This is a genomic window from Acididesulfobacillus acetoxydans, assembly GCF_902729405.1.
Lineage (GTDB): Bacteria > Bacillota > Desulfitobacteriia > Desulfitobacteriales > Desulfitobacteriaceae > Acididesulfobacillus > Acididesulfobacillus acetoxydans.
In genome coordinates, this window is sequence record NZ_LR746496.1 from 3,827,183 (window position 1) to 3,851,454 (window position 24,272).

General features: G+C 58.5%; 21 protein-coding genes, 1 pseudogene and 2 riboswitches. Of the genes and pseudogenes, 2 read left to right on the plus strand and 20 right to left on the minus strand.

What is annotated here, in order from left to right; genetic code table 11:
• Nucleotides 1-128 precede the first annotated feature (128 nt).
• From carB to pyrR, 5 genes are all read right to left on the minus strand, one after another.
• Nucleotides 129-3,305: a carbamoyl-phosphate synthase large subunit gene (carB, locus tag MNU25_RS17000; protein ID WP_240986154.1), complete on the minus strand. Its 3,177-nt coding sequence runs from the start codon at nt 3,303-3,305 to the stop codon at nt 129-131.
• Between the two features lie 104 nt (nt 3,306-3,409).
• On the minus strand, nt 3,410-4,588 hold the full coding sequence (gene carA, locus MNU25_RS17005) for a glutamine-hydrolyzing carbamoyl-phosphate synthase small subunit (protein ID WP_240986155.1): 1,179 nt from the start codon (nt 4,586-4,588) through the stop codon (nt 3,410-3,412).
• 40 nt (nt 4,589-4,628) lie between these two features.
• Nucleotides 4,629-5,963 (minus strand): dihydroorotase, encoded by a 1,335-nt coding sequence (locus MNU25_RS17010; protein ID WP_240986156.1) that lies wholly within the window; start codon nt 5,961-5,963, stop codon nt 4,629-4,631.
• Nucleotides 5,950-6,882 (minus strand): aspartate carbamoyltransferase catalytic subunit, encoded by a 933-nt coding sequence (locus MNU25_RS17015; protein ID WP_240986157.1) that lies wholly within the window; start codon nt 6,880-6,882, stop codon nt 5,950-5,952. The genes MNU25_RS17010 and MNU25_RS17015 overlap by 14 nt, the downstream gene beginning before the upstream one ends.
• 421 nt (nt 6,883-7,303) lie before the next feature.
• Nucleotides 7,304-7,858 carry a bifunctional pyr operon transcriptional regulator/uracil phosphoribosyltransferase PyrR gene (pyrR, locus tag MNU25_RS17020; RefSeq protein ID WP_261485867.1) on the minus strand — a complete coding sequence of 185 codons (555 nt, stop codon included), beginning with the start codon at nt 7,856-7,858 and terminating at the stop codon, nt 7,304-7,306.
• Between the two features lie 523 nt (nt 7,859-8,381).
• Between pyrR and MNU25_RS17025 the strand changes: the two genes are divergently transcribed.
• Nucleotides 8,382-8,705, plus strand: coding sequence for a hypothetical protein (locus MNU25_RS17025; RefSeq protein WP_240986158.1), 324 nt, complete (start codon nt 8,382-8,384; stop codon nt 8,703-8,705).
• A 303-nt stretch (nt 8,706-9,008) separates the two neighbouring features.
• Here the strand turns inward: MNU25_RS17025 and MNU25_RS17030 are convergent, their stop codons facing one another.
• The 13 genes from MNU25_RS17030 to gcvT form a co-directional block, all read right to left on the minus strand.
• Complete coding sequence (locus MNU25_RS17030) at nt 9,009-10,232, minus strand: RluA family pseudouridine synthase (protein WP_240986159.1); 1,224 nt, start codon at nt 10,230-10,232, stop codon at nt 9,009-9,011.
• A gap of 2 nt (nt 10,233-10,234) precedes the next feature.
• Nucleotides 10,235-10,684 carry a signal peptidase II gene (lspA, locus tag MNU25_RS17035; RefSeq protein ID WP_240986160.1) on the minus strand — a complete coding sequence of 150 codons (450 nt, stop codon included), beginning with the start codon at nt 10,682-10,684 and terminating at the stop codon, nt 10,235-10,237.
• Nucleotides 10,685-11,279: 595 nt separating this feature from the next.
• A complete protein-coding gene (locus tag MNU25_RS17040; protein WP_240986161.1) occupies nt 11,280-11,936 on the minus strand; it encodes a TraR/DksA C4-type zinc finger protein in 657 nt (218 codons plus the stop codon).
• A gap of 324 nt (nt 11,937-12,260) precedes the next feature.
• Complete coding sequence (gene pduL, locus MNU25_RS17045) at nt 12,261-12,866, minus strand: phosphate propanoyltransferase (protein WP_240986162.1); 606 nt, start codon at nt 12,864-12,866, stop codon at nt 12,261-12,263.
• A 170-nt stretch (nt 12,867-13,036) separates the two neighbouring features.
• Entirely contained in the window at nt 13,037-13,612 is a 576-nt protein-coding gene (locus MNU25_RS17050) for a pyruvate kinase alpha/beta domain-containing protein (protein ID WP_240986163.1), read from the minus strand.
• Nucleotides 13,613-13,797: 185 nt separating this feature from the next.
• Entirely contained in the window at nt 13,798-14,538 is a 741-nt protein-coding gene (locus tag MNU25_RS17055) for a 2-phosphosulfolactate phosphatase (RefSeq protein ID WP_306425006.1), read from the minus strand.
• Between the two features lie 166 nt (nt 14,539-14,704).
• Nucleotides 14,705-15,511, minus strand: a complete 807-nt coding sequence (locus MNU25_RS17060; RefSeq protein ID WP_240986164.1) for a lipoate--protein ligase family protein — start codon at nt 15,509-15,511, stop codon at nt 14,705-14,707.
• Nucleotides 15,512-15,537: 26 nt separating this feature from the next.
• Nucleotides 15,538-16,650: a LipS2 family lipoyl synthase gene (locus MNU25_RS17065; RefSeq protein ID WP_240986165.1), complete on the minus strand. Its 1,113-nt coding sequence runs from the start codon at nt 16,648-16,650 to the stop codon at nt 15,538-15,540.
• Complete coding sequence (locus MNU25_RS17070; RefSeq protein WP_240986166.1) at nt 16,647-17,534, minus strand: LipS1 family lipoyl synthase; 888 nt, start codon at nt 17,532-17,534, stop codon at nt 16,647-16,649. The genes MNU25_RS17065 and MNU25_RS17070 overlap by 4 nt, the downstream gene beginning before the upstream one ends.
• Nucleotides 17,535-17,927: 393 nt before the next feature.
• Entirely contained in the window at nt 17,928-19,391 is a 1,464-nt protein-coding gene (gene gcvPB, locus MNU25_RS17075) for an aminomethyl-transferring glycine dehydrogenase subunit GcvPB (RefSeq protein WP_240986167.1), read from the minus strand.
• Complete coding sequence (gcvPA, locus tag MNU25_RS17080; protein WP_240986168.1) at nt 19,388-20,728, minus strand: aminomethyl-transferring glycine dehydrogenase subunit GcvPA; 1,341 nt, start codon at nt 20,726-20,728, stop codon at nt 19,388-19,390. Before gcvPA ends, gcvPB begins: the two co-directional genes overlap by 4 nt.
• Before the next feature lie 61 nt (nt 20,729-20,789).
• Nucleotides 20,790-21,179, minus strand: coding sequence for a glycine cleavage system protein GcvH (gene gcvH / locus MNU25_RS17085; RefSeq protein ID WP_240986169.1), 390 nt, complete (start codon nt 21,177-21,179; stop codon nt 20,790-20,792).
• A gap of 152 nt (nt 21,180-21,331) precedes the next feature.
• Nucleotides 21,332-22,456: a glycine cleavage system aminomethyltransferase GcvT gene (gene gcvT / locus MNU25_RS17090; protein WP_240986170.1), complete on the minus strand. Its 1,125-nt coding sequence runs from the start codon at nt 22,454-22,456 to the stop codon at nt 21,332-21,334.
• A 116-nt stretch (nt 22,457-22,572) separates the two neighbouring features.
• Nucleotides 22,573-22,652: riboswitch (glycine riboswitch) on the minus strand.
• Between the two features lie 3 nt (nt 22,653-22,655).
• Nucleotides 22,656-22,763, minus strand: a riboswitch (glycine riboswitch).
• Between the two features lie 117 nt (nt 22,764-22,880).
• On the opposite strand from gcvT, the gene MNU25_RS17095 reads away from it, so the two are divergent.
• Complete coding sequence (locus MNU25_RS17095; RefSeq protein WP_240986171.1) at nt 22,881-23,114, plus strand: hypothetical protein; 234 nt, start codon at nt 22,881-22,883, stop codon at nt 23,112-23,114.
• 291 nt (nt 23,115-23,405) lie between these two features.
• Here MNU25_RS17095 and MNU25_RS20680 read toward each other — a convergent pair whose 3' ends face one another.
• Both MNU25_RS20680 and MNU25_RS20685 read right to left on the minus strand, forming a co-directional pair.
• Complete coding sequence (locus MNU25_RS20680; protein WP_261485964.1) at nt 23,406-23,810, minus strand: methyl-accepting chemotaxis protein; 405 nt, start codon at nt 23,808-23,810, stop codon at nt 23,406-23,408.
• Between the two features lie 66 nt (nt 23,811-23,876).
• Nucleotides 23,877-24,263: pseudogene (locus MNU25_RS20685) on the minus strand (sugar diacid recognition domain-containing protein); the annotation flags it as partial.
• Nucleotides 24,264-24,272 lie beyond the last annotated feature (9 nt).

A 24,272-nucleotide genomic window follows, 5' to 3' on the forward strand; every position in this document is an offset into this window, starting at 1 on the left:
GACCCTGCATCTCCCCACAGCCAAAGCCGGGAGCTTTACGACTAAGCTTTTTCGTCATATACGCCGACCGGCGTACTAGTTGGGGGCAACCGGTAAACGGCTCGCGGCAAATCTTTTCGGTCACCGGCCTAAGCCAAAGGAAACAGGCTCGGGGAAACGGTCTCCATCACGTGCAGCCAGGCCGCCGCCGTATCCAGACTGGTAAAACAGGGAATGCCGCACTCCACCGCCGTCCGGCGGATGGCAAAACCGTCGCTGGCCTGAACCCGGCCATGGGTCGTGGTATTGAATACCGTTTGAATCTGCCCCGCCCGAATCCCGTCCACAATTTCGCTTGAGCCCTGATGCAGCTTGGCTATCCTGTCCACCGTCAAGCCGGTCCTTGCTAAAACCCGGGCCGTCCCTTCCGTGGCCAAGATGCGAAAACCAAGTTTGACCAGCCGGCGTACCAGCGCGCTCCCCTCTTCTTTGTCCCGGTCCGCCAGGGTCACCAAAACCGTGCCATGGTCCCGCATGGATATGCCCGCCCCCAGCAGCGCCTTATAAAGGGCTTTTTCATACGTCCTGTCCACTCCCATCACTTCCCCGGTGGATTTCATCTCGGGCCCCAGGGAGGGTTCGACCAGGTGCAGCTTGGAAAACGAGAACACGGGAGCTTTCACCGCCCAGAGGCTGCCTGCCGGATGCAAGCCCTGCGGCCAATCCATCTCCCGCAGACGATGCCCGCAAATCACTTGGGTCGCCAAGTCCACCACCGGCACACCCGTGACTTTGCTCAGGAAGGGCACCGTCCGGCTGGAGCGCGGGTTAGCCTCCAAGACGTAAACCTCCTCCCGGTAGATGACGTACTGAACATTGAGCAGCCCCTTGATGCGCAGAGCCCGGGCCAAAGCCACAGTCAGGTCCGCCACACGTTTTTGCGTTTCCTCACTGAGCGTCAGCGGCGGACAGACGGCGATGGAATCCCCGGAATGGACCCCGGCCCGTTCCAGATGCTCCATAATTCCCGGAATGCTGACCCCGTCACCATCGGAAACGGCATCCACTTCCACCTCTTTCCCCAGCAGATAGTGGTCAAGCCAGACCTCTTGCCCCGGGAAATCCGTCAAGGCCCGCTCCACCACGGCGCGCAATTCTTCGGGTTCGTAGATGATCTCCATGGCCCGTCCGCCCAAGACATATGAAGGGCGAACGATCAAGGGATACCCGATCTCCGCGGCAACCCTCTCCGCCTCAGCCGGGTCGGAGACACAGCCCCCCTTTGGCCGCTTGGCTCCCAGAGCCTGCAAGACCCGGTCAAAATGCCCCCGCTCCTCGGCCCGATCAATGTCCGCCGCCGCCGTCCCCAGGATGGGGTAACCCCGCTTCTCCAGCGCCCCGGCCAAACCGATGGCCGTCTGTCCCCCAAACTGCACAATGACTCCCTCCGGTTTTTCCTTGTCCAGCACGGCGGAAACGTCTTCCAGGGTCAGGGGTTCAAAATATAGCCTGTCGGCCGTATCAAAATCCGTGGAAACCGTCTCCGGATTATTATTAATGATGATGCTCTCGATCCCCAGCCGGCGCAAAGCCAGAACCGCGTGGACGGAACAGTAGTCAAACTCGATCCCCTGCCCGATGCGAATCGGGCCGGAACCCAAAACCACGATCTTGCGCCTGGCGGAAGTTTCCCCCTCATCCTCTCCCTCGTAGCCGGAGTAAAAATAGGGAGTCACCGCTTCGAATTCTCCGGCACAGGTGTCCACCATTTTGAAATCCGGCACTATCCCCTCCCGCCGCCGCAGGCCGTAGACTTCTTCCTCACTCCAACGCCAGAGCCGGGCGATCTCCCGGTCGGCAAATCCTAACCCTTTAGCCCGGCGCAAAAGCTCGGTGTCCCCCGGTGCCTTGGCCAGCCCCCGCGCCGACTCGACGATACGCCGCAGCGCCGTCAGAAAATACGGATTCCAACCGCTGAGAGCGGCGATTTTTTCCACTGTCCAGCCTCGTCTCAAACCCTCGGCAAAACTGAAAAGCAAGCGGTCATCCGGCCGGCGGCAACGGGCTGCCAGTTCCTCATCCGCTAGCTTCTCCAGCTCCTCCGTCAAAATCCCGTAAGCCCCCGTCTCCAAAGAACGCACCGCCTTCTGAAGAGCGGTTTCCAAATTGCGTCCCAACCCCATAACTTCGCCGGTCGCTTTCATTTGCGTGCCCAGTTCCCGGTCCGCGTCCGAGAATTTGTCGAAAGGCCAGCGCGGAATCTTGATGACGACATAATCCAAAGCCGGTTCAAAACAAGCCGAGGTTTTTCCGGTCACGGCGTTGGTCAGTTCCGGCAGGGAGTAACCCAGGGCGATCTTGGCCGCCACTTTGGCGATGGGATAACCCGTCGCTTTGGACGCGAGAGCGCTGGAACGGCTGAGGCGCGGGTTCACTTCGATCACCATATATTCCGCCCGCTCGGGATGCAGGGCAAACTGTACATTACATCCGCCTTCAATCCCCAAAGCCTCAACAATGCGGCGGGCGGAACTGCGCAGCATCTGAACCTCCCTATCCGTCAGGGTCTGGCAGGGAGCCACGACGATGCTGTCTCCCGTATGCACCCCGACAGGATCCAGGTTCTCCATGTGGCACACGGTAATACAATTACCGCCGCCATCCCGCAGGACCTCGTACTCGATCTCCTTCCAACCCGCCACACTACGCTCAACCAGGATTTGCCCGATCAGACTGGCTTGGAGTCCGCTCAGCGCATAACGCTCCAACTCCTCTTCCGTCTCGGCAATTCCCCCGCCGGTCCCGCCCAGCGTAAAGGCCGGCCTTACGATCAGGGGGAAGCCTGTCTTTTTGCCGAAAGCCAAGGCCTCTTCGGCGCTGGTCACGATCGCGCTCGCGGGCACCGGTTCTCCGATGGACTGCATAAGAGTGCGGAAACTCTGACGATCCTCGGCTTGGCGGATACTCTCCAGAGAAGTCCCGAGCAACGTCACTCCGCAGCGTTGCAGCACTCCGGCTTCGGCCAGCTGAAAAGCCAGATTGAGGCCCGTTTGTCCGCCCATCGTGGGAATAAGCCCATCCGGGCGTTCCCGCTCCAGGATCCGCTCTAAAAACCCGACCGTCAGCGGTTCCATGTAGACCCTGTCCGCCACTTCGCGGTCGGTCATAATAGTCGCCGGGTTGGAATTGACCAGGATAACTTCTACCCCTTCCTCCCGCAAAGCCCGGCAGGCCTGAGTTCCCGCGTAGTCGAACTCCGCCGCTTGTCCGATGACGATAGGGCCGGAGCCGATCACCACTACTTTCTTCCAGTCTTTCTTTGGCACCGCTTTAAACCTCCTACCGGGATATTCCTAACCCCAACACAAACAACCGAATATCAGGGATTGACAACCTTTTCTTCCGTACCTGCCCCTGCCCGACAGTGATATTAAGCCATCTGCACTGCCGGCAAAGGCGCGTCAGGGGAATGTCCCCGCCCGCTCAAGAGCTCGGCAAAACGCTCAAAGACAGCCTGGTTCTCTTCCGGGCCGGGTGCTCCTTCCGGATGGTACTGCACGCTGATGATCGGATAGTCCCGGTGTTCCATCCCTTCCACCGTGCCGTCGTTCAGGTTCTTGAGCACCGCCTGAAAACCCGTACCCTTCAATGAGCCCTCCTCGACCGCGTAGCCGTGATTCTGGGAAGTCATCGTCGTCCTCAGCGTCCGCACATCCTGAACCGGGTGATTGGCTCCCCGGTGTCCGAAAGGCAATTTGTACGTTGTTCCTCCCGCCGCCAAGGCTAGAAGCTGGTGCCCGAGACAGATACCCAAAATGGGCAAGCGCGGCAGCAGCACCCGGATGTTCTTGACAATTTCCGGCAGCTCTCCGGGGTCCCCGGGGCCGTTAGTCAGAACCAGTCCCGCCGGGTGGCAATCCAGGATCTCCCCGGCCTCCGTCCAAGCCGGAAACACTTTAATCCGAAACCCTCTGCGGCTGAGTTCCCTGAGAATATTGCGCTTGGCGCCAAAGTCCAGCACGGCCAGGAGCTCTCCCGGCCCGGGAATCTCGTAGGCCTCCCGGATGCAGGCCCGGTAAACCCAGTGCCGGCCGGCAGTGCTTTCCCCTTCAAACCGGCCCGAGAAACTCCCGGAATCCGAGCAGTTTCCACTCTGCCGCCGGCCTGAGAGATTCCCGCCCCAATACTCCAGCCCTTCTTCGGCCCTCATGGCTAAAACCCCCGGAAGAGTGCCGTACCGGCGGATGTGCCGCGTCAGGGCCCGGGTGTCTGCCCCCTTCAGGCCCCAGATCCCGCGCCGGGAGCAGAAATCGGCCAGGGAACGGTCCGCGTGCAAGCTCCCTTCACCCCCGCAAAGTTCGCGCACCACCAGACCCCGCAGGAGGATCCTTTCCGCCTCGCTTTCTTCATCATGCCAGCCGTAGTTCCCGATCTGCGGCTGGGTCAAAACCAATATTTGCCCGGCATAGGATAGATCCGTGACCATCTCCTGATAACCGCTCATCGAAGTATTGAACACGACTTCTCCCGCCCGCACTCCTTGAGCAGGCCAGGCTCCGAAAGCTTCTCCTTTAAAGACCACGCCGTCCCGCAAAATCAGATATGCCATTCCTTAAATCCTCCCGCGTCCTTCTTCCCCGGCATCCTTCTTACCTGTGCCGGACTCCATCCCCGGCCGGGCAAAGCTGCCTCCCCCTGAGCACAGGCTCGCCGCCCACCCAGACCAGCGTGGGGAAACCCTGAAGTTCCTGCCCCAGGAAAGGCGTGTTTTGGGCTTTGGAGGCCAAGCTGTCTGAAGTAATCCTTTCCCGCCACTCCGGGTCAAAGAGGACCAGGTCAGCCGGGCTTCCGGGGCGGAGAGTTCCGCCGGGGAGGCCAAACCGCCGGGCTGGGGCCAGACTCCAAACCTCCGCCAATCGTTTAGGGCTTAACTTGCCCGGCACTACCAGACGCTGCCACACCGCCGCCAGGGCGGTCTCCAGCCCGATGATGCCGAAGGGGGCCTCCGCAAAGGGCCTGGCCTTCTCTTCCCAAACATGCGGGGCATGGTCGGTAGCCAGCATGTCCAGGGTTCCGTCCAGCAGCCCGGTCAAAAGCGCTTCCTGATCCTCCTCCGAACGCAGGGGGGGATTTACCTTTAAAGAAGTATTAAATAAGTCCACGTCCCGGTCTGTGAAGAGCAAGTGATGGGGATTAACTTCGGCGCTCACATCCAGGCCGCGCTCTTTGGCTTCCCGGATGAGTCGCACACTTTCCCGGCAAGAGATATGGGCCAGGTGGATCTTACCCCCCGTTTCCGCCGCGAGCATTAAATCCCGGGCTACCATGATGCTCTCGGCAGAGGAGGGAATCCCTTTCAAACCGAGCCGGGCCGCCGCTTTTCCCCGGTGCATCGCCCCCCCGCAAGCCAGATTCTCATCCTCGCTGTGGCTCACAATCGGCAGGCCCGTGAGTTTGGCATATTCTAAGGCCAAGCGCATCACCTCGGAGTTCTGAAGGTTGTGCCCGTCGTCGGAAAAGCCAACCGCTCCACCCTCTTTCAGGTCGAGCATTTCCACCAATTCTCTTCCCCGCATCCCTTTGGTCACTGTCCCCAAAGGATAAACCCTCGCCAGACCGGCCCGGGCTCCCTGGGTCCGGACAAACTCCACCAAGCCCCGGCTGTCCACCGGCGGCTCCGTGTTGGCCATAGCGATAATGGACGTGAAACCGCCCTTCACAGCCGCGGCCGCCCCGCTGGCAATGTCTTCTTTTGCTTCCTGCCCCGGCTCTCTCAAGTGTGTATGGGCATCGATGAAGCCGGGAAAGAGGTATTTCCCTTCCCCGTTTAAACTTTCAACCGGCTCTCCACCGGCCCGTTCAGCCACTTCCTCCGGACTTAAGCGCTCGGCATTTGCTTCTATCTTTCCCTCCCGGATTAAAATGTCGCGTTTGCCGCAACTCCCCGACGGGTCAACCGCATAGATATTTTTAAGCCACCACATTGGTCGTTCCTCCCATCAACAGATAAATGACAGCCATGCGCACCGCAACCCCGTTGGTCACCTGCTCTTCGACCATTCCCTGGGGACCGTCGGCCAGGTCACTGGCAATCTCCACCCCCCGGTTCATCGGACCCGGATGCAGGATGAGCGTTTCCTTGCCGGTAGCCCTGAGCCGGGCCCTATCCAGACCGTAGCTCCGGCTGTATTCCCGCAGGCTGGGGAACAAGCCCGCCTGCTGGCGTTCCAGCTGCAGGCGCAAAGCCATCACCACATCCGCTCCGGGCAGCTCCCGGTCCAGATCATAGCTCAGTTTCACACCCAAAACAGACAGTTCCGGCGGCAGTAATGTCGGGGGGCCGGCTAAGACGACCTCGGCTCCCAGCTTGGTCAAGCCCCAGACATTGCTTCTGGCCACCCGGGAGTGCAAGACATCCCCCACTATAATCACTTTCTTGCCGCGCAAATCCCCCAGCTTCTCCTGCATGGTGAACAGATCCAACAAAGCCTGGGTCGGATGCTCATGCTGCCCGTCCCCGGCATTGATCACCCCCGCCTCCAGGTGCCTGGCCAGGAATCCGGCGGCCCCGGAAGCGGCATGCCGGATGATGATCAAATCCGTCTGCATGGCCTGTAGAGTTTTTGCGGTATCCAGCAAGCTCTCCCCTTTGTTGACGCTGCTCTGGGACACCCCAATATTCACGGCGTCAGCCCCCAGCACTTTAGCCGCCATCTCAAAAGAAGTCTTCGTCCGGGTGCTCGCCTCATAGAAAAGGGTGTAGACCGCCTTACCCCTCAGCGTAGGCAGCTTTTTCACCGGACGCAGCAACACCTCTTTCATTGGTTTAGCGGTTTGCAGAATGTGCCTGATCTCGTCCGGACTCAGGCCCTCCAAACCCAATAGATCCTTAAACATCCGCATATGGTCTCCTCCCCTATCAAATTCCTTGCGGGTCCGCGCCCGTAGGGACCCTCGAACGAGTGAACTTGAAACCCACTCCCACTTATAAAAAGGTGGTCGTACGATTAGCCACATGCCGGAAACCCGGCGTTAAACTTAGAGTTTCCGAATGACATGAAAAAATCCTCTTGCCCCAAGGCAAGAGGAAAAGACATCTTTACTCTCCTCAACCCTTGGCCGACTCACTGGAAGGCATTTAAAGGGTGGTTTTCATTAAAAGATCTTAAGAGTGTACGTGTTCTTTGTAATTTTTGGCGTTTCGGCCGCCGGCTTCGCGTTCAAACCCCGTCTCTCCGCCCGTGCCTGTTCACTCCTGCTTATCGGTACTCGGCTACTTATCGGTACTCGGCTACTTATCGGCACCCGCCTGTTCACTCGATCTTCAGATCTCATGGGACATCTCTAAGAGCAGGACCTCGTCCTCGCCGTCAACCTCTTTGACACACACCGAAATGATTTCACGGCGTGAAGTCGGGACGTTCTTGCCCACATAGTCGGCCCGAATGGGCAATTCCCGATGTCCCCGGTCCACCAGCACGGCCAGTTGAATGCGTTTTGGCCGGCCCAGGTCCATCGTCGCGTCGAGGGCGGCTCTGGCCGTGCGTCCGGTGAACAGAACATCATCCACCAAAACCACGTTCTTGCCCTGGACACTGAAGGGAACATCCGTCTCGTGCACTACGGGCTGGACATCGATAGTACTCAAATCGTCACGATAAAGGGTAATGTCGAGAATACCCAGAGGCAAAGACGTCCCCTCGAACTCCTCAATCTGCCGCCTCAGCCGTTCGGCCAGAGGCACCCCGCGGCGCCGGATTCCGATCAAAACGACATTTTCAGTCCCCTTGTTCTTCTCGACGATTTCGTGCGCAATCCGGGTCAAGGCCCGGCGCAAGGCATCTTCATCCATCAGCTTGCTCTTCAAAGTGCCTTCCACGATCATTTCCTCCCTTCCGCCAAGGCGCCCCAGGCCATTCATGCGTCAGGATCCGCATTGCCCGGGTCCAGATAGCCAAAAAACTGTCCGGCCTGCGGCAGACAGTTTACTCCCTTTCAATCCGTCTGCCTTCGGCGTCTCTCCGGACTCCCGTTAAAGGCCACCCTCTCCCTTGCGCCGTCTTCCGCGTTATGCGGCGGTGGCGCTTGGAAACATTTAAGCTCGATGTTGATGTTAAATAATGTTAATGCTGACTTCAGCTTTCAACCTATTTCAGTTTAACCTGCCAAAATACCAAAGTCAAGTAATACTCACTTTACCCGGTCTGGCATCACTTCCAACGCAATGATTTCCCACTCCTTTTCCTGCGTTCCGATGGTCAACTTTCATTTTAATCATTCACCCATATAATGGAAATCAGAACAACAACTCTTCTCACCGGCGGCTTTACAACGGGCAAGAAGACACTCAGCCCGGAAAACCCGCCGGCAAACCAAATGTCGGAGAAAGGGGTCTTCGGATTATGGCACACCCGTCACCACATCATGGAAAAAGCGGCTATGTGAATATTTACAGTCCTTACCCGCCCTATGTCAGGCGCTATCCCCTGACTTCCACCGTCGGCTACGAACCGCCGTCCTGGGAACGCTTTGAAGAACAGTTTGAACCGGCCTGGTTAGAACAAGCGGAAAAGCGCATGGGCTTTAAACCCGGCCACGAACCCATTTGGTGGGAACTCATGGAAGAACAGTTTGAACCCCCGTGGCTGCAGCGTCTTGAACGCCTTGTGGGAATCCCTCAGCCCTTTGATCCCCGTTATGATCTTCCCTGGGGTATGCTCTACTAAGCTGCGCAGTCACGCCGCACCCCGGGAGCCGCCTGGCCTCCCGAGCCCGCTGTTGTCCCGAACCAGGTGAGCTCCGCTGTCGTCCCCAACTCGCTATCGCCCCGAACTCGGCGGGCTCCGCTATCGTCCCGAACTTGACGGGCTCCGCTATCGTCCCGAACTTGACGGGCTCCGCTATCGTCCCGAACTTGACGGGCTCCGCTATGTCCCGAACTCCCTGTGGGCCGCACCATCGTTCGGCACCCGTGACCTCCGCCGCCGTCCCGCATCCCGGGAAGCGCGCGGCCGTCGCGAGCCGTGGGCCTATTCCCCTTGGCTCAGCCGCGCTCTCACTTCCAGAAAATATTCCGGGAGCGGCGCCTCAAATTCGAGCCAATCTCCGCTGACCGGGTGGCGGAAGCCTAAGAGCCGGGCGTGGAGCATCTGTCCCGCCAGCCGCATGGGATTGTGTTTGGGGCCGTAGAGCAAATCCCCCAAAACAGGATGCCCGATATAGGCCATGTGCACCCGGATCTGGTGTGTTCTGCCGGTTTCCAGACGGGCCTCCACTTCCGTATATTGGCGCCAGCGCCGCAGGACCGCATAGTGAGTCAGGGCCGATTTGGAGTTAGTAAACCTCACCGCCATCCTCTTGCGCTGCTTCGGGTCCCGGCCGATGGGAGCATCAATCGTCCCTTCCGCCTCGGTGAGCAGGCCGTGGACAATCGCCTGATAACGCCTGGTCATGCTATGTTCCTTAATCTGAGCAGCCAATCCCCGGTGCGCCCGGTCTGTTTTGGCTACCACCAGCAAACCCGAGGTATCCTTATCAATGCGGTGGACAATACCCGGGCGCAGTACTCCGTTGATCCCGGAAAGATGACGGCAGTGATAGAGGAGAGCATTGACCAATGTTCCGGACCAAGCCCCGGGTGCAGGGTGAACCACCATGCCCTGGGGTTTATTGACAACCAAGAGCTCCTCATCCTCGTACACGATGTCCAGCCGAATATCTTCCGCCTCCGCCGCCAATTCTTTCACTTCCGGGATGAAGACGCTGAGGTGATCCCCTTCCCGGATTCTGTAGTTAGCTTTGCGGCTTGTTCCGTTAACCCGGACGAAACCTTGCTCAATGAGGGCTTGGACATAGGACCTTGACTTGGCCAAGACACGGGTTGTGCCAACATCAAGGCGTTCCCCTGCGGGAGGGGACTCCACTTCCCGCAGCCAACCACCCCGCCGCGAACCATCCTCGCAGCCGCCACCTGCCGACCGGGCGCCATCTTTCCGGCCGCCGTCCGCACCCGCGTCTTTTTCCCAACTGTTCTCCTGCCGACCCCTATCCGGCCAATCGCCCCGGTCCCGGCCGTCCTCTTGCCGGCCGTCTCCGCCCCGCGCTTTCCCGTCTGCCCCCGCCGACCGGGCCGGTCCCTGCGCAGCGGCCGCGTGTTCTTTTTCAGATGCCCCCCACTCGTCTGCCTTTGTCAGCCGGCCTTGCAGCTTCACTCTCCGGGCCGCGGCGAGCCGCGCTTTTCCTCTCTCAGGCATCGTCATTCGCCCCCTCTGCGCTCCTTGCGATAAACGGCCAGCAAGAGCAGCCCGACCCCGATAACGATCATGCTGTCGGCAAAATTAAAAACAAAGGGCCAGATTCTGAAATCCAGATAATCAATCACCAAACCCGAATGAATCCGATCATAGAGGTTTCCCAAAGCCCCACCGGCAATCATTCCCATCGCCAGCCGGATCATGACCTCTCCCTTGGGAATCTTTCTTTGTGCAAAGACGATAATGAGAACCACCACCAAAGCCGTCGCAATAAAAATCCAGGTCCGGCCTGCCATTAAGCCAAAAGCCGCGCCTGGATTCAAAACATAAGTCAGATGCAGGACCTTCGGTATCAACACGAGAGACTGACCGGGAACGAAACGGGTTTCAATCACTATTTTTAGGGCCCGGTCGATGATCCATACCGCGATCATGGTCGCCCATACCAGCACTGGAAATCCTCCCTGTTTTTTACTTCATCTTAACACAGCGGGACTTCCCTGACAACCCTGGGTCTCGTCCCCCCCGGGCCTCGTCACAGTCGACGAGCGAGCGTCGCATATGCTAGTGAACCCTGCGGGCAAAGGAGCGTCCGCGCACGCAGAAGGCGCAGCGTTAAAACGCGCCTCAGACGTCCGCCCCGTCAGCCCCCTCAGTCCCGTCTGTCCCGTCTGTCCCGTCAGTCCTGTCAGTCCTGTCAGTCCTGTCAGTCCCGTTAGTCCCGTTAGTCCCGTTAGTCCACAGTGCGGACTAACGCCGAAGGCAATGCGGACTAACGCCGAAGGCAGTGCGGACTGACGCCGAAGGCTGTGCGGACTGACGCCGAAGGCGCCCGGCGCTCTCCGCCGAACCTCCGCCTGTCAAAGCATACTTAAGCGGTGAGGGATTCGTGCACCGCGGAGCCGCTCGTTGACCCAAGAGCGCCGGAAAGCGCAAGAATAGACACGGGACTCAGTTTGGCTGCCAGGTTATTGAACGGGTCCAGAACCCAATTTTGCCGCTAGGACTTTGACGTTTCCCCGGATTGGCGTTTCCCCATCTCGCTCCCTATCCGCGGTGTTCCCGGCTGTAATGAATCGTGTTCCCCGGCCCGGGCTCCCGTTCGGTCGGAATTGTTTCCACTTCCTGAACCGCCCCGACCCATTCGTCCGCGTCTTCGGAGGCGGAGTTGAAATCCTTGACATCCCTGTTCGTCCCCAAATCCTGCGGGGAATCCGACGTCCCATAACGCGCCACCGCCTGCCAGGAATCCTCACCGTCGAACTCTACGCGGTCTGTCCCGTCGTTGAAGGTCCGGGCGAACGGCCTGTTGAGAATTTCGTTCTCCACCGGATCGCGCTGAAAAGAGTGTTGTTCCTCCTGCTCTTCCCTGCGGCTGCAGCCGGCACAGACTGTCGTGTAGGGCAGGACCCGCAGGCGTTCGGCGGAAATGGGCCTGCCGCAATGCTCGCAGATCCCGTATTCCCCTTTTTCATAACGCTCCAGGGCCGAATCGATGGCCTCAATTTTATGCCGGATGTTATCGCGAAGGGCGACATCCCGTTCCCGCTGGTAGAGTTCCGTGCCGATGTCGGCCGGATGATTGTCCAATACGGATAATTCCGAGAGGGAATCCCGCATGTCTCCGCTCAAGAGTTCGCCCGCTATTTCCTGCCATTTCCGCTTATCCTCGCGCAGCTGCCGGATTAAGTCTTCATCACTCATATCTTTTTCCTCCCCGCACATTCCTTTCCGGATCATTCTGCCCCGACCGCGCTCTCTTTACCCTCAAAAACGCTCCCTTTGAAACCGTTAGCTGAAACAAGCCGCGCCTTGGCGCCGCGAAACGATGAAAATCCCCGTCGGCGAGAAGAGTCCGAAGCGTTTCCAAAAAGCACCGAGACTCCGGTCCGGCGCGCGAACTGACGCCTATACACCTGCAGGGGTAAAAAAAGCTCGATGGGATTGATGGTTCGCTTTGAGGGAAGGTTCGCGGCTGATACACCTTCCGGGGCAAAAAAAGAGCCCGGGATTTCCCGGGCCCAACCTTCAACCTACGGCTCGTCTCCATTCTTTCCGAGCCGCCGTGACTTCCAGCCTCACGCCGTTCTTGAGGCCGAACGCATTGCCCTCATCCGTATCCAGATGAAAGTCCAAGGCGTAGTGCGGCCCGACCCTGATCCGGACATTGTCTAAAATCCCGCCCCGTTCGCCGGGCACCGGAACCTCCACCCGGTCTCCGTCCTTCAGCCCGTAGGCGGCCGCCTCCATGGGGCTCATGTGAATGTGCCGGGCCGCGATGATCACCCCTTGAACCAAGCGGACTCTGCCGCTCGTGCCGACCAGTTCGATTCCGGGGGTACCGGCGAGATTGCCGGAGTCACGTACAGGCGGTTTCACGCCCAATTTGAAAGTATCGGTGGCTGCCAGTTCTACCTGGGATTCTTTCCGCGCCGGCCCCAAAATGCGGACCCCGCTCAGGGAGCCTTTGGGACCGATGAGAGTCACAGTCTCCTCACAAGCAAATTGGCCTGGCTGACTAAGGTCTTTGAGCTTGGTCAAACGGTGCCCCGGGCCGAAAAGCTGTTCAATATGCGCTGTCGTCAAATGAACGTGCCGGCTCGAAATCCCAACGGGAACCATTAATTTAGCCATAGCGCTCAACCTCCCTGCCCGGTTAGTATCTCACCAAAGCAGGGAAAAGATTTGAACCCCGGAGCAAAGTTTGAGGATTATCCTGCCGGAACTATGTTCGATCGTCACTTTACTCCGTTCGGCGAAATGTGGCGTCAGCGGAAATGTCCGGTTGGAGCTAAGTTCGATTTTCACCCGGGTTTGCAAATAATCTCGTGAATCTTCGTGCCGAAAAACTGGTTGGAATGCTCGGGAGTCAGGACAATGGCGCTGTCCGCCCCCCTGCCGGTTCCGCCGAGCGCCACTACCCGCTGCCCGTGTTTAATCAGCCCCGCGTCCAGCGCCATGACGGAACACTCGATTCCCACTTTGACTCCCTGGCCGAACATGCGCAGGGTATGTCCCACGATTTCCCCGGGATAAAGTCCCCCGGCCTGAATACGCAGGGCCCGGTCAATTCCGGCAAAGAGGTGGGTCGTTGTCAAAATCTTGGCTCCCTTTTCGGTCAGGAAAGCCCGCTTGTCCGGCTCCATTTCATCCACGCCCGGTCCGGCAAAACCCACGTGATGGGTCACGCAGACCACCTCGAGCCCGTGCCCCAAACAGCGTTCGCCGGTCTCTCCGGTATTTGTGGCCACGACCAGAGTCAAAATACCCAACTCTTTCGCCCGCCGAACTGCCAAAGAAACAGCGGTTTCCGTATTTTCACGTCCGGGCCGTTCAAAGATTTCCACGCACCTCACCGTTCCTTTCTTCGGAAAAAACATTCTCTTGAGAAAATCCTGCGCCAACGACCCATGAGCGGATCAGGATCGGGTTCTGCCTTACGGCCGCCACTTTAGCGGGGTTGTCTCTGCCCCATCTTTTTAATGTCTCTTGCCATTACCCTTCTGGCTGCTTACAGCTGCCTCTTTAGCGGGTCCGGTCTCTCCCCGGGTGTTTTAGTCAACCCTTATAAATCGGTCAGCCAGACAACCTCTCCTTCCACAAACGCCGGGACAATCGGAAGAATGTTGCAGGTCGCACAGTAGATGACATCCTGTTCAAAGCCAAGGCTTACCAATCTGCGGCCGTGTTCGGACCCGCGGATCGCGTCCGGGAGATGCCCTTCCGCCGCGCCATAGAGGGTCCTGGCCGCCTGCCCCAAGTCGTTAAGCTCTGCCTCACGCCCCAATTCCTGAATCAAAAGACCGGCGCAGAAAGTATCCGGGAGATCAAACCTGCCTTCAGTCCCCGCACAAAAAATCACTAGACCCCCCAGGTCCGGTTCTTCTTCCACCTTATGCCCAACAGCCCGGGCCACGCTCTGGAGGTTGAGGAAAGAAGCCATCCACACATGCTTGGCTCCCGCCGCCGCTCGAATAGCCCTCGTACCGTTGGTTGTCGTCATGATCACTCTCTTGCCGCCGACCTTTTCCGGCACGTAGTCGAACGGAGAATTGCCCAGGTCAAACCCCTCCATCCGTAAAGACCGGCGTTCACCCCCGAGCAGCGACCCCGGCAGGGCCCAGCGCTTCTCCACAGCCTCCTCAGCCGTTAAGACCGGCACTATGGCCTGGCAGCCATTGGCTAAGGCGGTGACCATCGTGCTCGTGGCGCGCAGAACGTCAATCACAACGACCAGTTTATCATCCAAATAAGGCAAGATGGCCGAACCTGCACTCGGTAAAACTTCGACTTTTATTATGTTCACCTCCCGAGCACAACATTCCCGTTTCGCGCAGTGAGCGATATGGCCGGGGCCCGAATTTGAGCCCCTTACTACCATTTATAATATCGTGTTTCCGGCAGATTTTTAAGTCCGAAAACCGGTTTTGCTTAAATTCTTTTTTAGGCCGCGTTTAGACCGCGCCGCCGGCTCAGCGCCTGCGGGTCCACGCGTCACCCAGATATTTGCTCCTCAGACTTTCAGCCAGGGCTTGTTCGGCCGCGCTCAGGCCCGGGGTCACGAAGCGCACACCCATAACTTCGGCAAACCCGTCACATAAGGCTTGTTCCAATTCGGCGCGGGACAAAGGCCGCGGCCAAACCTCGTCCAAAGCACAGGCCTTGCGGCGAAACGCGGCCAGTACCCTCTGTCTGACCTCCTCACTGGGAAATCTAAGTACTCGGAAAAGAAGGTCCGCATCAAAATGGAGGATGATCGAGCCGTGTTGAAGCAAGATCCCGTCTTTCCTGACCTGGGCACTGCCCACCAGTTTCCTGCCTCCCACCACCAGTTCGTACCAGGAGGGAGCGTCAAAACAGGCCGCCGAACCCGCGGCGGCCAAATCCCCGTGAGCCATGTCCGCCGGGATGCCCAGTGTCCGGAAACCTGCCAGCAAGGCCCGGCTGATCTTTAAATAAGATTCCATCACCGTTCCTTGGACGTGCTCGTCCGCTTCCGGAGCCACCACACTGTAGGTCAGCTCGTATTGATGGAGGACCGCCCGGCCTCCGGTCGGCCTCCTGACGACATCGATCCCCGCTTCCCGGCAGGCCTCCTCAGCCACCTCTTTAGCATAGCTCTGCGCATAACCCAAAGACAAAGCAGCCGGCTCCCAGCCGTAAAAACGCAAAGTAGGCACCGGCTCCCGGCTGCGGGTCAGGGTTAACAATATGGCCTCGTCAATAGCCATGTTTTCGGCTCCCGTACGTACTTCAAACGGCAGATAACGCCAATTCATATCCTGCCCCCCCTTCTCGCACAAACTTATGGTTTTCCCATCGCTTGAATTCCCTTTACGGGGGGTTCCCAAAGGCGCCGCCAGGCCCCTTCCTTTTCCTTTTCGGTCAACGGGCGGGGATAATTGTAAAGTTCCCGCCCCGGAACTTCATTATAATAGGGACGGTTGCAGCCCTCGCATCCCGAGGTCCGGAAAGCCTCTCCGTCCGCGAGGTAAGCCCTGAGTTCGTCCCTGTCCACTCCGAAAGCCTCAATCCTGCCGCCGGCAAAACGAAAGCCGCCGATATCGGCCAAGTGTTCGCGCAATAGGTAGTTGGCCGCCTGAACGCGGCGGTAGTGCCCGATATCCGGAGCCCCGACACTTTCCAAGCGCGTGCCCCGCACCGGAGTGAAAGCAAACAAAGCCACGGTCACGCCCAGTTGATACATCTCCGCCAAGCGCCGGACCATGTCCTCTTCGCTTTCCCCCAGTCCCACGATCAGGTGGGTGGCGATTCGGCCCGGGTAACGCCGGGCCGAATCGCGCAGAAGCGCATACCGTTCGGACCAGGATCCGTCCTTCACGCGGGCAAAAACCTCCGCCGTCGCGGCATCCAAGGCAATGCTGACATGATCCGCCCCCTGCCGCAAAAGTTCCCCCACTTCCTCCGGGGTGCCTGGGCCGGCGGAAACACAAATGGGAAGGGCAAAGCGTTTCCGGACTTCCCGCAACCATTTTTTGGCCTCCGCCAGTGCCTCCCTGTCTTGAACCACCTGGAAACAAACCCGGCGCAAAACCGGAGACTGCGCAGCCCCAGCCGCCCCGGGAGCCGCTGAAACACCCGCGTTTTCTCCGCTGCCTTGGAGAGACGGCGGACCCCCGAACGCCCCGGGAACCTGTGCGTCCTCTCGCGTCCTGTCTTGGTCCGCCGTTTCCGCAAAGCTTTCCAGCGCCCCCAAGACCTGCGCGTCCTCGTAGGCCGGCCAGCTCACGCGGGAAAGAAGATCGGCCCGGGCCGAACTCTCCCGCGCTTGCGCACAGAAAGCGCAGTTAAACCGGCAGTGCTCGCCGATCATCAAATAGGCCGTGGTCGGCAGCGCGTCCACCTTGACTCTCTTCAAGCCCAGGACCTGCGCCGTTCCTAAAGAGCAGCGAATCATAAAGCACAACACTCCTCTGTCCGCACCGGCGTCAAGCCCAGTTCGCCGGCCAGTTTTCTCGCCCCCGGCGTCGGCATGACGATCCGGTTGAGGCCCAGGGCCACTGCCGCTTCGTCCAAAACCCGACGGTATTTCCCTTTGGGGCGCATGCAGCCCAGGGCCAGGGGGATATGCGGAAACCTCACCCTGGCTCTGGCCAGGAAAGCGATTACTTCCTCAACCGGGGGCGGCTGCCGATGGGCGTAACGCGTCCCCGGGGTGGGAATGAAAACCAAGAAAACCAGCCCGTCCAGTCCCAGTTCCTCCAACTTGGCGAGCGCTTTTTCTTCTCCTTGCCACTCTCCGCCTTTTAACCCTAAAGTCAGGTGGGGTACCACCCGGACCGAACGCCGCAGCTTCCGGTACGCCTCGAAGTAGTCTTCGGGTGAGCGTTCCAGCCCGTATACCTCCCCGATCGTCTCCCCATCCGCCACGAAATCAAAAGAGACGACATCTGCGAGTTCTCTTAAAACAGGCATTTCGTCTTCCTCGATCAGCCCGACATGGAAATTCAGGCGCACCTGCTCTTTGAGTTTCCTCAAAAAGTCCTGCTGGGCCAAAAAAGGCACCCGCCCGTCAGCCGTACAACCCCCGCTGATGAGAGCGCTTCGAAAGCCGAATTTTCCCCTCGTGCTCTTGACTTCATCCACCGAACGCATTCCTTGAAGGTAATGCCCTCCGCAGTGGGCACAGTCAAGCGCGCAGGCCGTCCCGGTCACGCTGATACTTGCCGTGGCCACCGGAAAATCGCAATAGAGTTCGCGGGGAAAATTCGCCAGGCGAACCGCCCAGCCTTTCTCTATCCACTCCCCTGTTTCCCTGTCAAGCGTGCCGTCCCAGTCCATTTTCATCCCCCCGGTTAATCTTCATCCCCCAGTTAATCTTCATTCCCGCAGCACATTTATTACAGGCCCGGGCGCTTTGCCGGCCGGGGTGAGATTTCCGTCTCCGCGTTCCGGGCGGGAAGACGAAGGGCCGCCTCCGAGGAGGCGGCCCCGCCAGCGGAACGACTTCGGAACCGGCTATACCTTGCCCACAGGCCTTCCGCCCATTGCCGCCTTCCTTGTCCCGGCCGTCCGGGAGCGCACCGCTTCAGGGTCGCTTCGGCGGTCATTCTCCGGCGCTTCGGTTACCCCCCGGCACTTCGGTTATTCTCCGGCGCTTCGGTTACCCCCCGGCACTTCGGTCATTCTCCGGCGCTTCGGTTACTCCCCGGCAGCCCGGTCATTTCCCGGCGCTCACTCGCTCTTTTTCCAGCGGATATCCGGCTTGCGCGCGGCCGCCACCTCGTCGAGACGGGAGACCAAGGTCGTATGGGGCGCATTCTTGACCAGATCCACATCGGTGCGCACTTCCTCAGCAATTTTGATCATGGTCTCGGCAAAACGCTCCAGGGTCTCCAGACTTTCGGTCTCGGTCGGTTCGATCATCATCGCTTCTTCCACGATCAGCGGGAAATAAATCGTCGGCGGATGGTATCCGTAATCGAGCAGCCGTTTGGCTAAGTCCAGGGTATGGACGCCATAGGACTTAAGGTTTTTCGGCGTAATGACAAACTCATGTTGGCAAACCCGATCATATGGCAAATGATAGGGCTCCTTGAGCACGCTCATGAGGAAGTTGGCGTTAAGCACCGCATTTTCCGAAGCCTGTTTCAGCCCTTCTCCCCCCAGGCCGCGGATGTAGGCATAAGCCTTGACCAGCACCGAGAAACTGGCGTAAAAAGCCCGTACCCTGCCGATAGACAAGGGCCTGTCATAATCCAGGGTGTACTTCCCGTTTTCTTTCCTTTTGACCAGCGGTTTGGGCAAGAACGGCGCCAGAAACTCTTTAACTCCCACCGGCCCCGCTCCCGGACCCCCACCGCCGTGGGGAGTAGAAAACGTCTTATGCAAGTTGAGATGGACCGCGTCAAAACCCATATCCCCCGGACGGGCCAAGCCCATGATCGCATTGGCATTGGCCCCGTCGTAATAGACGAGCCCGCCCACCTCATGAATGATGCGAGCGATTTCCGTAATATTTTCATCAAAAAGTCCCAAGGTATTGGGATTGGTGAGCATCAGGGCAGCCACTTCCTCATTAGCCGCCTTGCGCAGTTCCTCCAGATCAACCCCGCCCCGTTCATTGGAAGGCACCTGAACGATCCGGTAACCCGCCATCGCGGCCGTCGCCGGGTTGGTGCCGTGGGCCGAATCGGGAACGATGACTTTCGTCCGTTTGGCGTCCTGCCGGTGTTGGTGGTAAGCCTTGACAATCAGGATCCCGGTCATTTCGCCGTGGGCCCCCGCGGCCGGCTGCAAAGTGAACGCATCCATCCCGGTTATTTCCGCCAAGTCGTCCTGGAGTTCGCTCATCAGGCGCAGAGCACCCTGGGTCAGTTCCTCGGGCTGATAGGGATGCAGATTGACAAAACCCGGCAGCCGGGCCAACATTTCATTGACTTTCGGATTGTATTTCATCGTACAGGAACCGAGCGGATAAAATCCGGTATCCACCCCGTGATTGAACGTGGACAAACGCGTAAAGTGGCGCACGGCGTCGACCTCGCTCACTTCCGGCAACTCCGGTTCCGTTTGGCGCAGCATCTCTTCCGGCAGCAACGCCGTCAAGTCCTGCCCGGGCACATCCAATTCCGGCAGGTCCACACCGGTGCGGCCCTCCGCGCTTTGTTCAAAAATCAACGGTTCCAAAACTTTCATCGAATCTCCCCCAATCTGGCCACGAGCCGGTCAATATCGCTCTTGCTCTTGGTTTCCGTCACACAGAAGAGAAGGTGATGGTCAAGCTCGGGATAGAAGCGGGAAAGATCCAAGCCGCCGATGATCTTGTTTTGTAAGAGTTCCGCATTGACTTTGGCCGGCTCCTGTTCCAGTTTGATCACGAACTCATGGAAAAATGCTCCCGGGAAAGCCAGGGCCATCCCGGGCAAGGCCGCGATCCCAGCTGCGGCATAGTGGGCTTTTTGCAGATTCAGGTTGGCGAGGCGGCGCAGCCCCGATTTTCCCAAAGCGCTCAGGTGCAGCGTGAAAGCCAGAGCGCACAAAGCCTCATTGGAGCAGATGTTTGAGGTGGCCTTTTCCCGGCGGATATGCTGTTCCCGGGCTTGGAGTGTGAGCACATAGCCCTTGAGCCCGTTCTTGTCCGTCGTCGCCCCCACGATCCGTCCCGGCATCCTGCGCACGTATTTCTCGCGGCAAGCTAAAAATCCTAAGTAAGGCCCGCCAAAATTCAGCGGATTCCCGAAAGGCTGGCCTTCCCCGGTCACGATATCGGCCCCGTATTCACCGGGCGACTTGAGCAAGCCCAGAGACACCGGGTTAACCGACGCCACCAGGAGGGCTCCCTGGGCGTGGGCCAGTGCGGCCGCTTCCTCCCCTGACTCGATGCCGCCGAAAAAGTTCGGCACTTGCATGACGACCCCGGCCACTTCCTTATTCAGGGCTTGGGCCAAAGCCTCCATATCCAGGCGGCCTTCCTTGTACGGCAGCTCCCGGATCTCGACCCCGCGCACCGGCAGATAAGTCTTCAGAACTTCCCGGTATTCCGGGTGCACCGTTTGGCTCACCAGCACCGTACGGCGCCGGGTCGCGTCACAACTCATCAAGGCCGCTTCAGCCAAGGCCGAAGCTCCGTCATACATCGAGGCATTGGCCGCGTCCATCCCGGTCAGTTCGCAGACGAGCGTCTGATACTCGTAAATCGCCTGCAGCGTCCCCTGACTTATCTCCGGCTGATAAGGAGTATAAGCCGTGTAAAACTCCGAGCGCAGCAGAAGCTGGTCGACGAAGCTCGGAATATAGTGTTCATAGGCCCCCGCCCCCAGGTAAGAAGTGTATTCTTCCAGGTCGCCGTCTGCCTGGGCCAGGCTTTTCACCAGTTTCACCAGTTCCTGCTCGGACATTCCTCCCTCAACCTTCAACGCCCGTTTCAAGCGAACCGGTTCGGGAATATCCCGAAACAATTCCTCCACGGAAGAGATGCCGATACGGGCTAAAAGCTTTTCCTGCTGCCCGGCCGTATTTGGCACATAATTCATCCTAATGCCCCTTCCCGGTAACAATCGTATTCACGTATTCACTTATCAGAGTATCCCCTGCTCAGTGCTCTTCCTCCGCCAGGAGCGCTTCATATTGCTGCACGTTCAAGAGATTGTCCAGAGGCTTCAGATCATCTGCCTCCACCCGGACCAGCCAGCCCTCTCCATAGGGATCGTTGTTCAACGTGTCCGGAGCATCCACCACTCCCTCATTGACCGCCACGACCGTCCCGCTCACGGCCGCCACAATATCGGAGACCGCCTTGACTGACTCCACCGTTCCGTAGGACTCTCCCGCCGCGATTTTGTCCCCCACAGCGGGAAGTTCCACGAAAACGACGTCCCCCAAACTTTCCTGAGCATGGTCTGTAATTCCCAGAGTCACGACCTTCCCTTCGACTTTGGCCCAGTCATGGTCTTTACTGTACTTTAATTCCACCGGATTTGTCATAAAAATCCTCCTTTATCCACTGGGGTGAGACCTTCGGGTCTGACCCCTTTTTCCTGTTGCGTAAAGCTTCTGTTTCGTTAGACCTCTGTTTCGCAGGCTTCTGTTTCGCAGGCTTCTGTTTCCGGTTGATCCAAAGCGTAAGCCAAACGAGTTCACTCCTTATTTTTTTCCCGCTTGTAAAAAGGAGTCGGAATCACCCGGGCTGCAACCGGTTTATTGCGGATCATCACGTCGAGCTCCGTCCCGACAACGGCCAGGTCCCCGCGCACCAGGGCCAAAGCGATGTTCTTGTTCAAAGTGGGAGAGAAAGAGCCGGAGGTAACATACCCCACTTCCGCCCCGTTTTTACTGACAGGGTAATGTGAGCGGGCAATTCCGCGCCCAACCATCTCCAGCCCGACCAGACGGCGCTTCAAGCCTTCCTTTTTTTGCCGGAGCAATGCCGTCTGCCCGACAAAACCTTCCCCTTGCGGTCGTGAGGGCTTGTCGAGCTTGACAAAAATCCCCAGCCCGGCTTCCAGAGGTGAAATATCCGGTCCCAACTCATTGCCGTACAGGGGCAGACGGGCTTCAAAACGCAAGGTATCGCGCGCTCCCAGGCCGACGGGCTGAATCCCTTCCTCCCGGCCGCTCTCCAGAACCCGGTTCCACAGGCGGGCGGCATACTGCGGTGAAAAATAGAACTCAAACCCGTCTTCACCGGTGTAGCCTGTACGGGAAATCAGACAGGGAACCCCGTCTATTTTGCCCTGAGTAAACCAATAATACTTGATTTTGCTCAAGTCAAGGTCGCTTATCTTTTGTAAAATCCCCTCCGCCAACGGACCTTGCAAGGCCAGCTGCGCCGTCTGGGACGAAACATTGGCCAAAGCCACATCAAAACCCTGTTTTTGCTCTTCCATCCAGGCATAGTCTTTGTCCGTGTTGGACGCGTTGACAACCAGGTAGAAGTGCCCTGAACTGTAGCGGTACACCAGAAGATCGTCGACAATGCCCCCGTTGGGATAGCACATGGGGGAATAAAGAATTTGGCCGTCCGCTATCCTTGAGACATCATTGGTAATCAGGTGATTGACAAAAGCCAGCGCTTCCGGTCCCTGAACGTCCACTTCGCCCATGTGGGACACATCGAACAGTCCTGCCTTGGTCCTGACTGCCTTATGTTCTTCGATCACCCCTGCGTACTGCACCGGCATTTCCCAGCCACCGAAATCAATGACTTTGGCCTTCGCAGCCACATGTTCCGCATAGAGCGGCGTGCGTTTCAGTTCGGCCATTTAAAACACCTCCCTTAAAGATTCAGTATGTGCAGACCGAGTACTTTTCATAGCCCCTGGGAGTTCTCTTTTTTGCCACACCCCAAACAAAAAACAGAGGAGTGCAATCGCACTTCCTCTGTCCTTGAACCTGAGAGATTTGCCTCGCGGCTTCCCCTTTGGTGTTCCCTTCATCATCAAGAGAAACTCTCCAGAGCCCCGTCTTTCAGCGGTTCTTTTGCCTGAGAGTTTCCCCTCCCGCACAAGCGACATGCGGTGGTTTTCTCCTTCGGCGCCCGGTTAGCCGGGACTCTCCCGCCGGAATCATCCGGAATGTATTCAGTTTTGTCTGTATTATATTGTATAACGCCCCGGCCCTAAAGTCTACTCTTTTCCATGCATAGAAGTTCGAAAAATTGCCCATAATCGAACTGAGGTGATGATCGTGAAATATGTCGTCGGACTCAAATCCGAACTGGACTTACTGAATGAAGATGAAGCCAAGCAGCGTTATCTGGAAATGGTCGCGGCCGGCTATGAGGAAGGAGATGTTTTCGTCGGGGCCCCGATTGTCGTAGCCAGCGACGTCTCTTTCGGTTCCCTGCAATCCGATCAGTCTGAAGACAGAACGGGTGCAAAGGACACCGACCCTGAAGGAACGGTCGTCAACCCCTCCTGACGTTCCGGAAAGGAACCTCCGTTCTCAAGCGTTCGGGGCCCCCATCGCGCACCATCATGGCAGAGCTCTCCCGGACCCTCGTCACTCCGCCCCATAACGGCCGCCTTCCCTGGCCCCCGTCGCGCCGCATCATAACGGCCGGTGGCGCACACATTTCTGCATACTCTCCCTGTTCCGCAGATGGTTGTCCGCTCGTTGGGGTTGGTGTTTTCGGTTTCGGTCATCTTTGGGCCTCCCGGCCCTTAACCCCGACCCGCGCCCCCGGCCAAGCTGCCCGGCCTGAGCACCGCGTTAGAGGCTCTCGGCCAGGGACCCCAATTCCAGTCCCACCTGGCGGACATTGTCAACCATATGGGCGATATCTTGGGTGGAACGCGCCTGTTCCTGAGTTATGGTCGCATTCTGCAGAACCCCTTCCATCACCCGGTCCATCACGTCCTGGAATTGGGTCAGAATCCCGTTGATCTCATTGGCCGAGCGTCCGCTTTCCTCAGCCAGCTTGCGCACCTCCCCGGCAACCACGGAAAACCCCTTCCCTTGTTCCCCTGCCCGCGCCGCCTCAATGGCGGCGTTTAAACCGAGCAGGTTGGTCTGTTTGGCCACCCGCCGGATGAAATCGATAATTCCCGCCGTCGCCTTCACCTGCCGGGCCCCCGTAGCGGCGACCTCCGTTACGGTCTGACTGATCGCGGCCACTTCCTGTGAAGAAGCGGCAATCTGTTGAACCGCGCTGGCCGCCTGTCCCAACGAATCGTTCAGCTTGTTGACCTGCCCGCGGATGACCTCTTTCAGTTCTTCCTCGCGCAAGGTCGAAACGACCAGGCCCGCCGCGATCTTCGTAATGGGCCGGGCAATCTCCACCGGGGCCGCGACCCCGAACGTACCTATCTTCCGGCCTTCCGCCCGGATGGCCACGTTAAATCCTTCGCGCAATTTTCCCCCCGATCCCGCCTCATCCTCCGCCGTTATCAGAGCATACTCCGCCTCCGTCGTCATGATTGAGCGGGCCCCGGAATGAACGACCCCAACCCGCTTGTGATCCGAATCAGCAATGATCTCTCCCGCCGCATTACAGACAATAACGGGATACCCGCTTTCCCGCGCGATTAGTTCCGCAATCCGGTTGGCTATGCCTTCCGTCATTTGCATCTCTTCCAA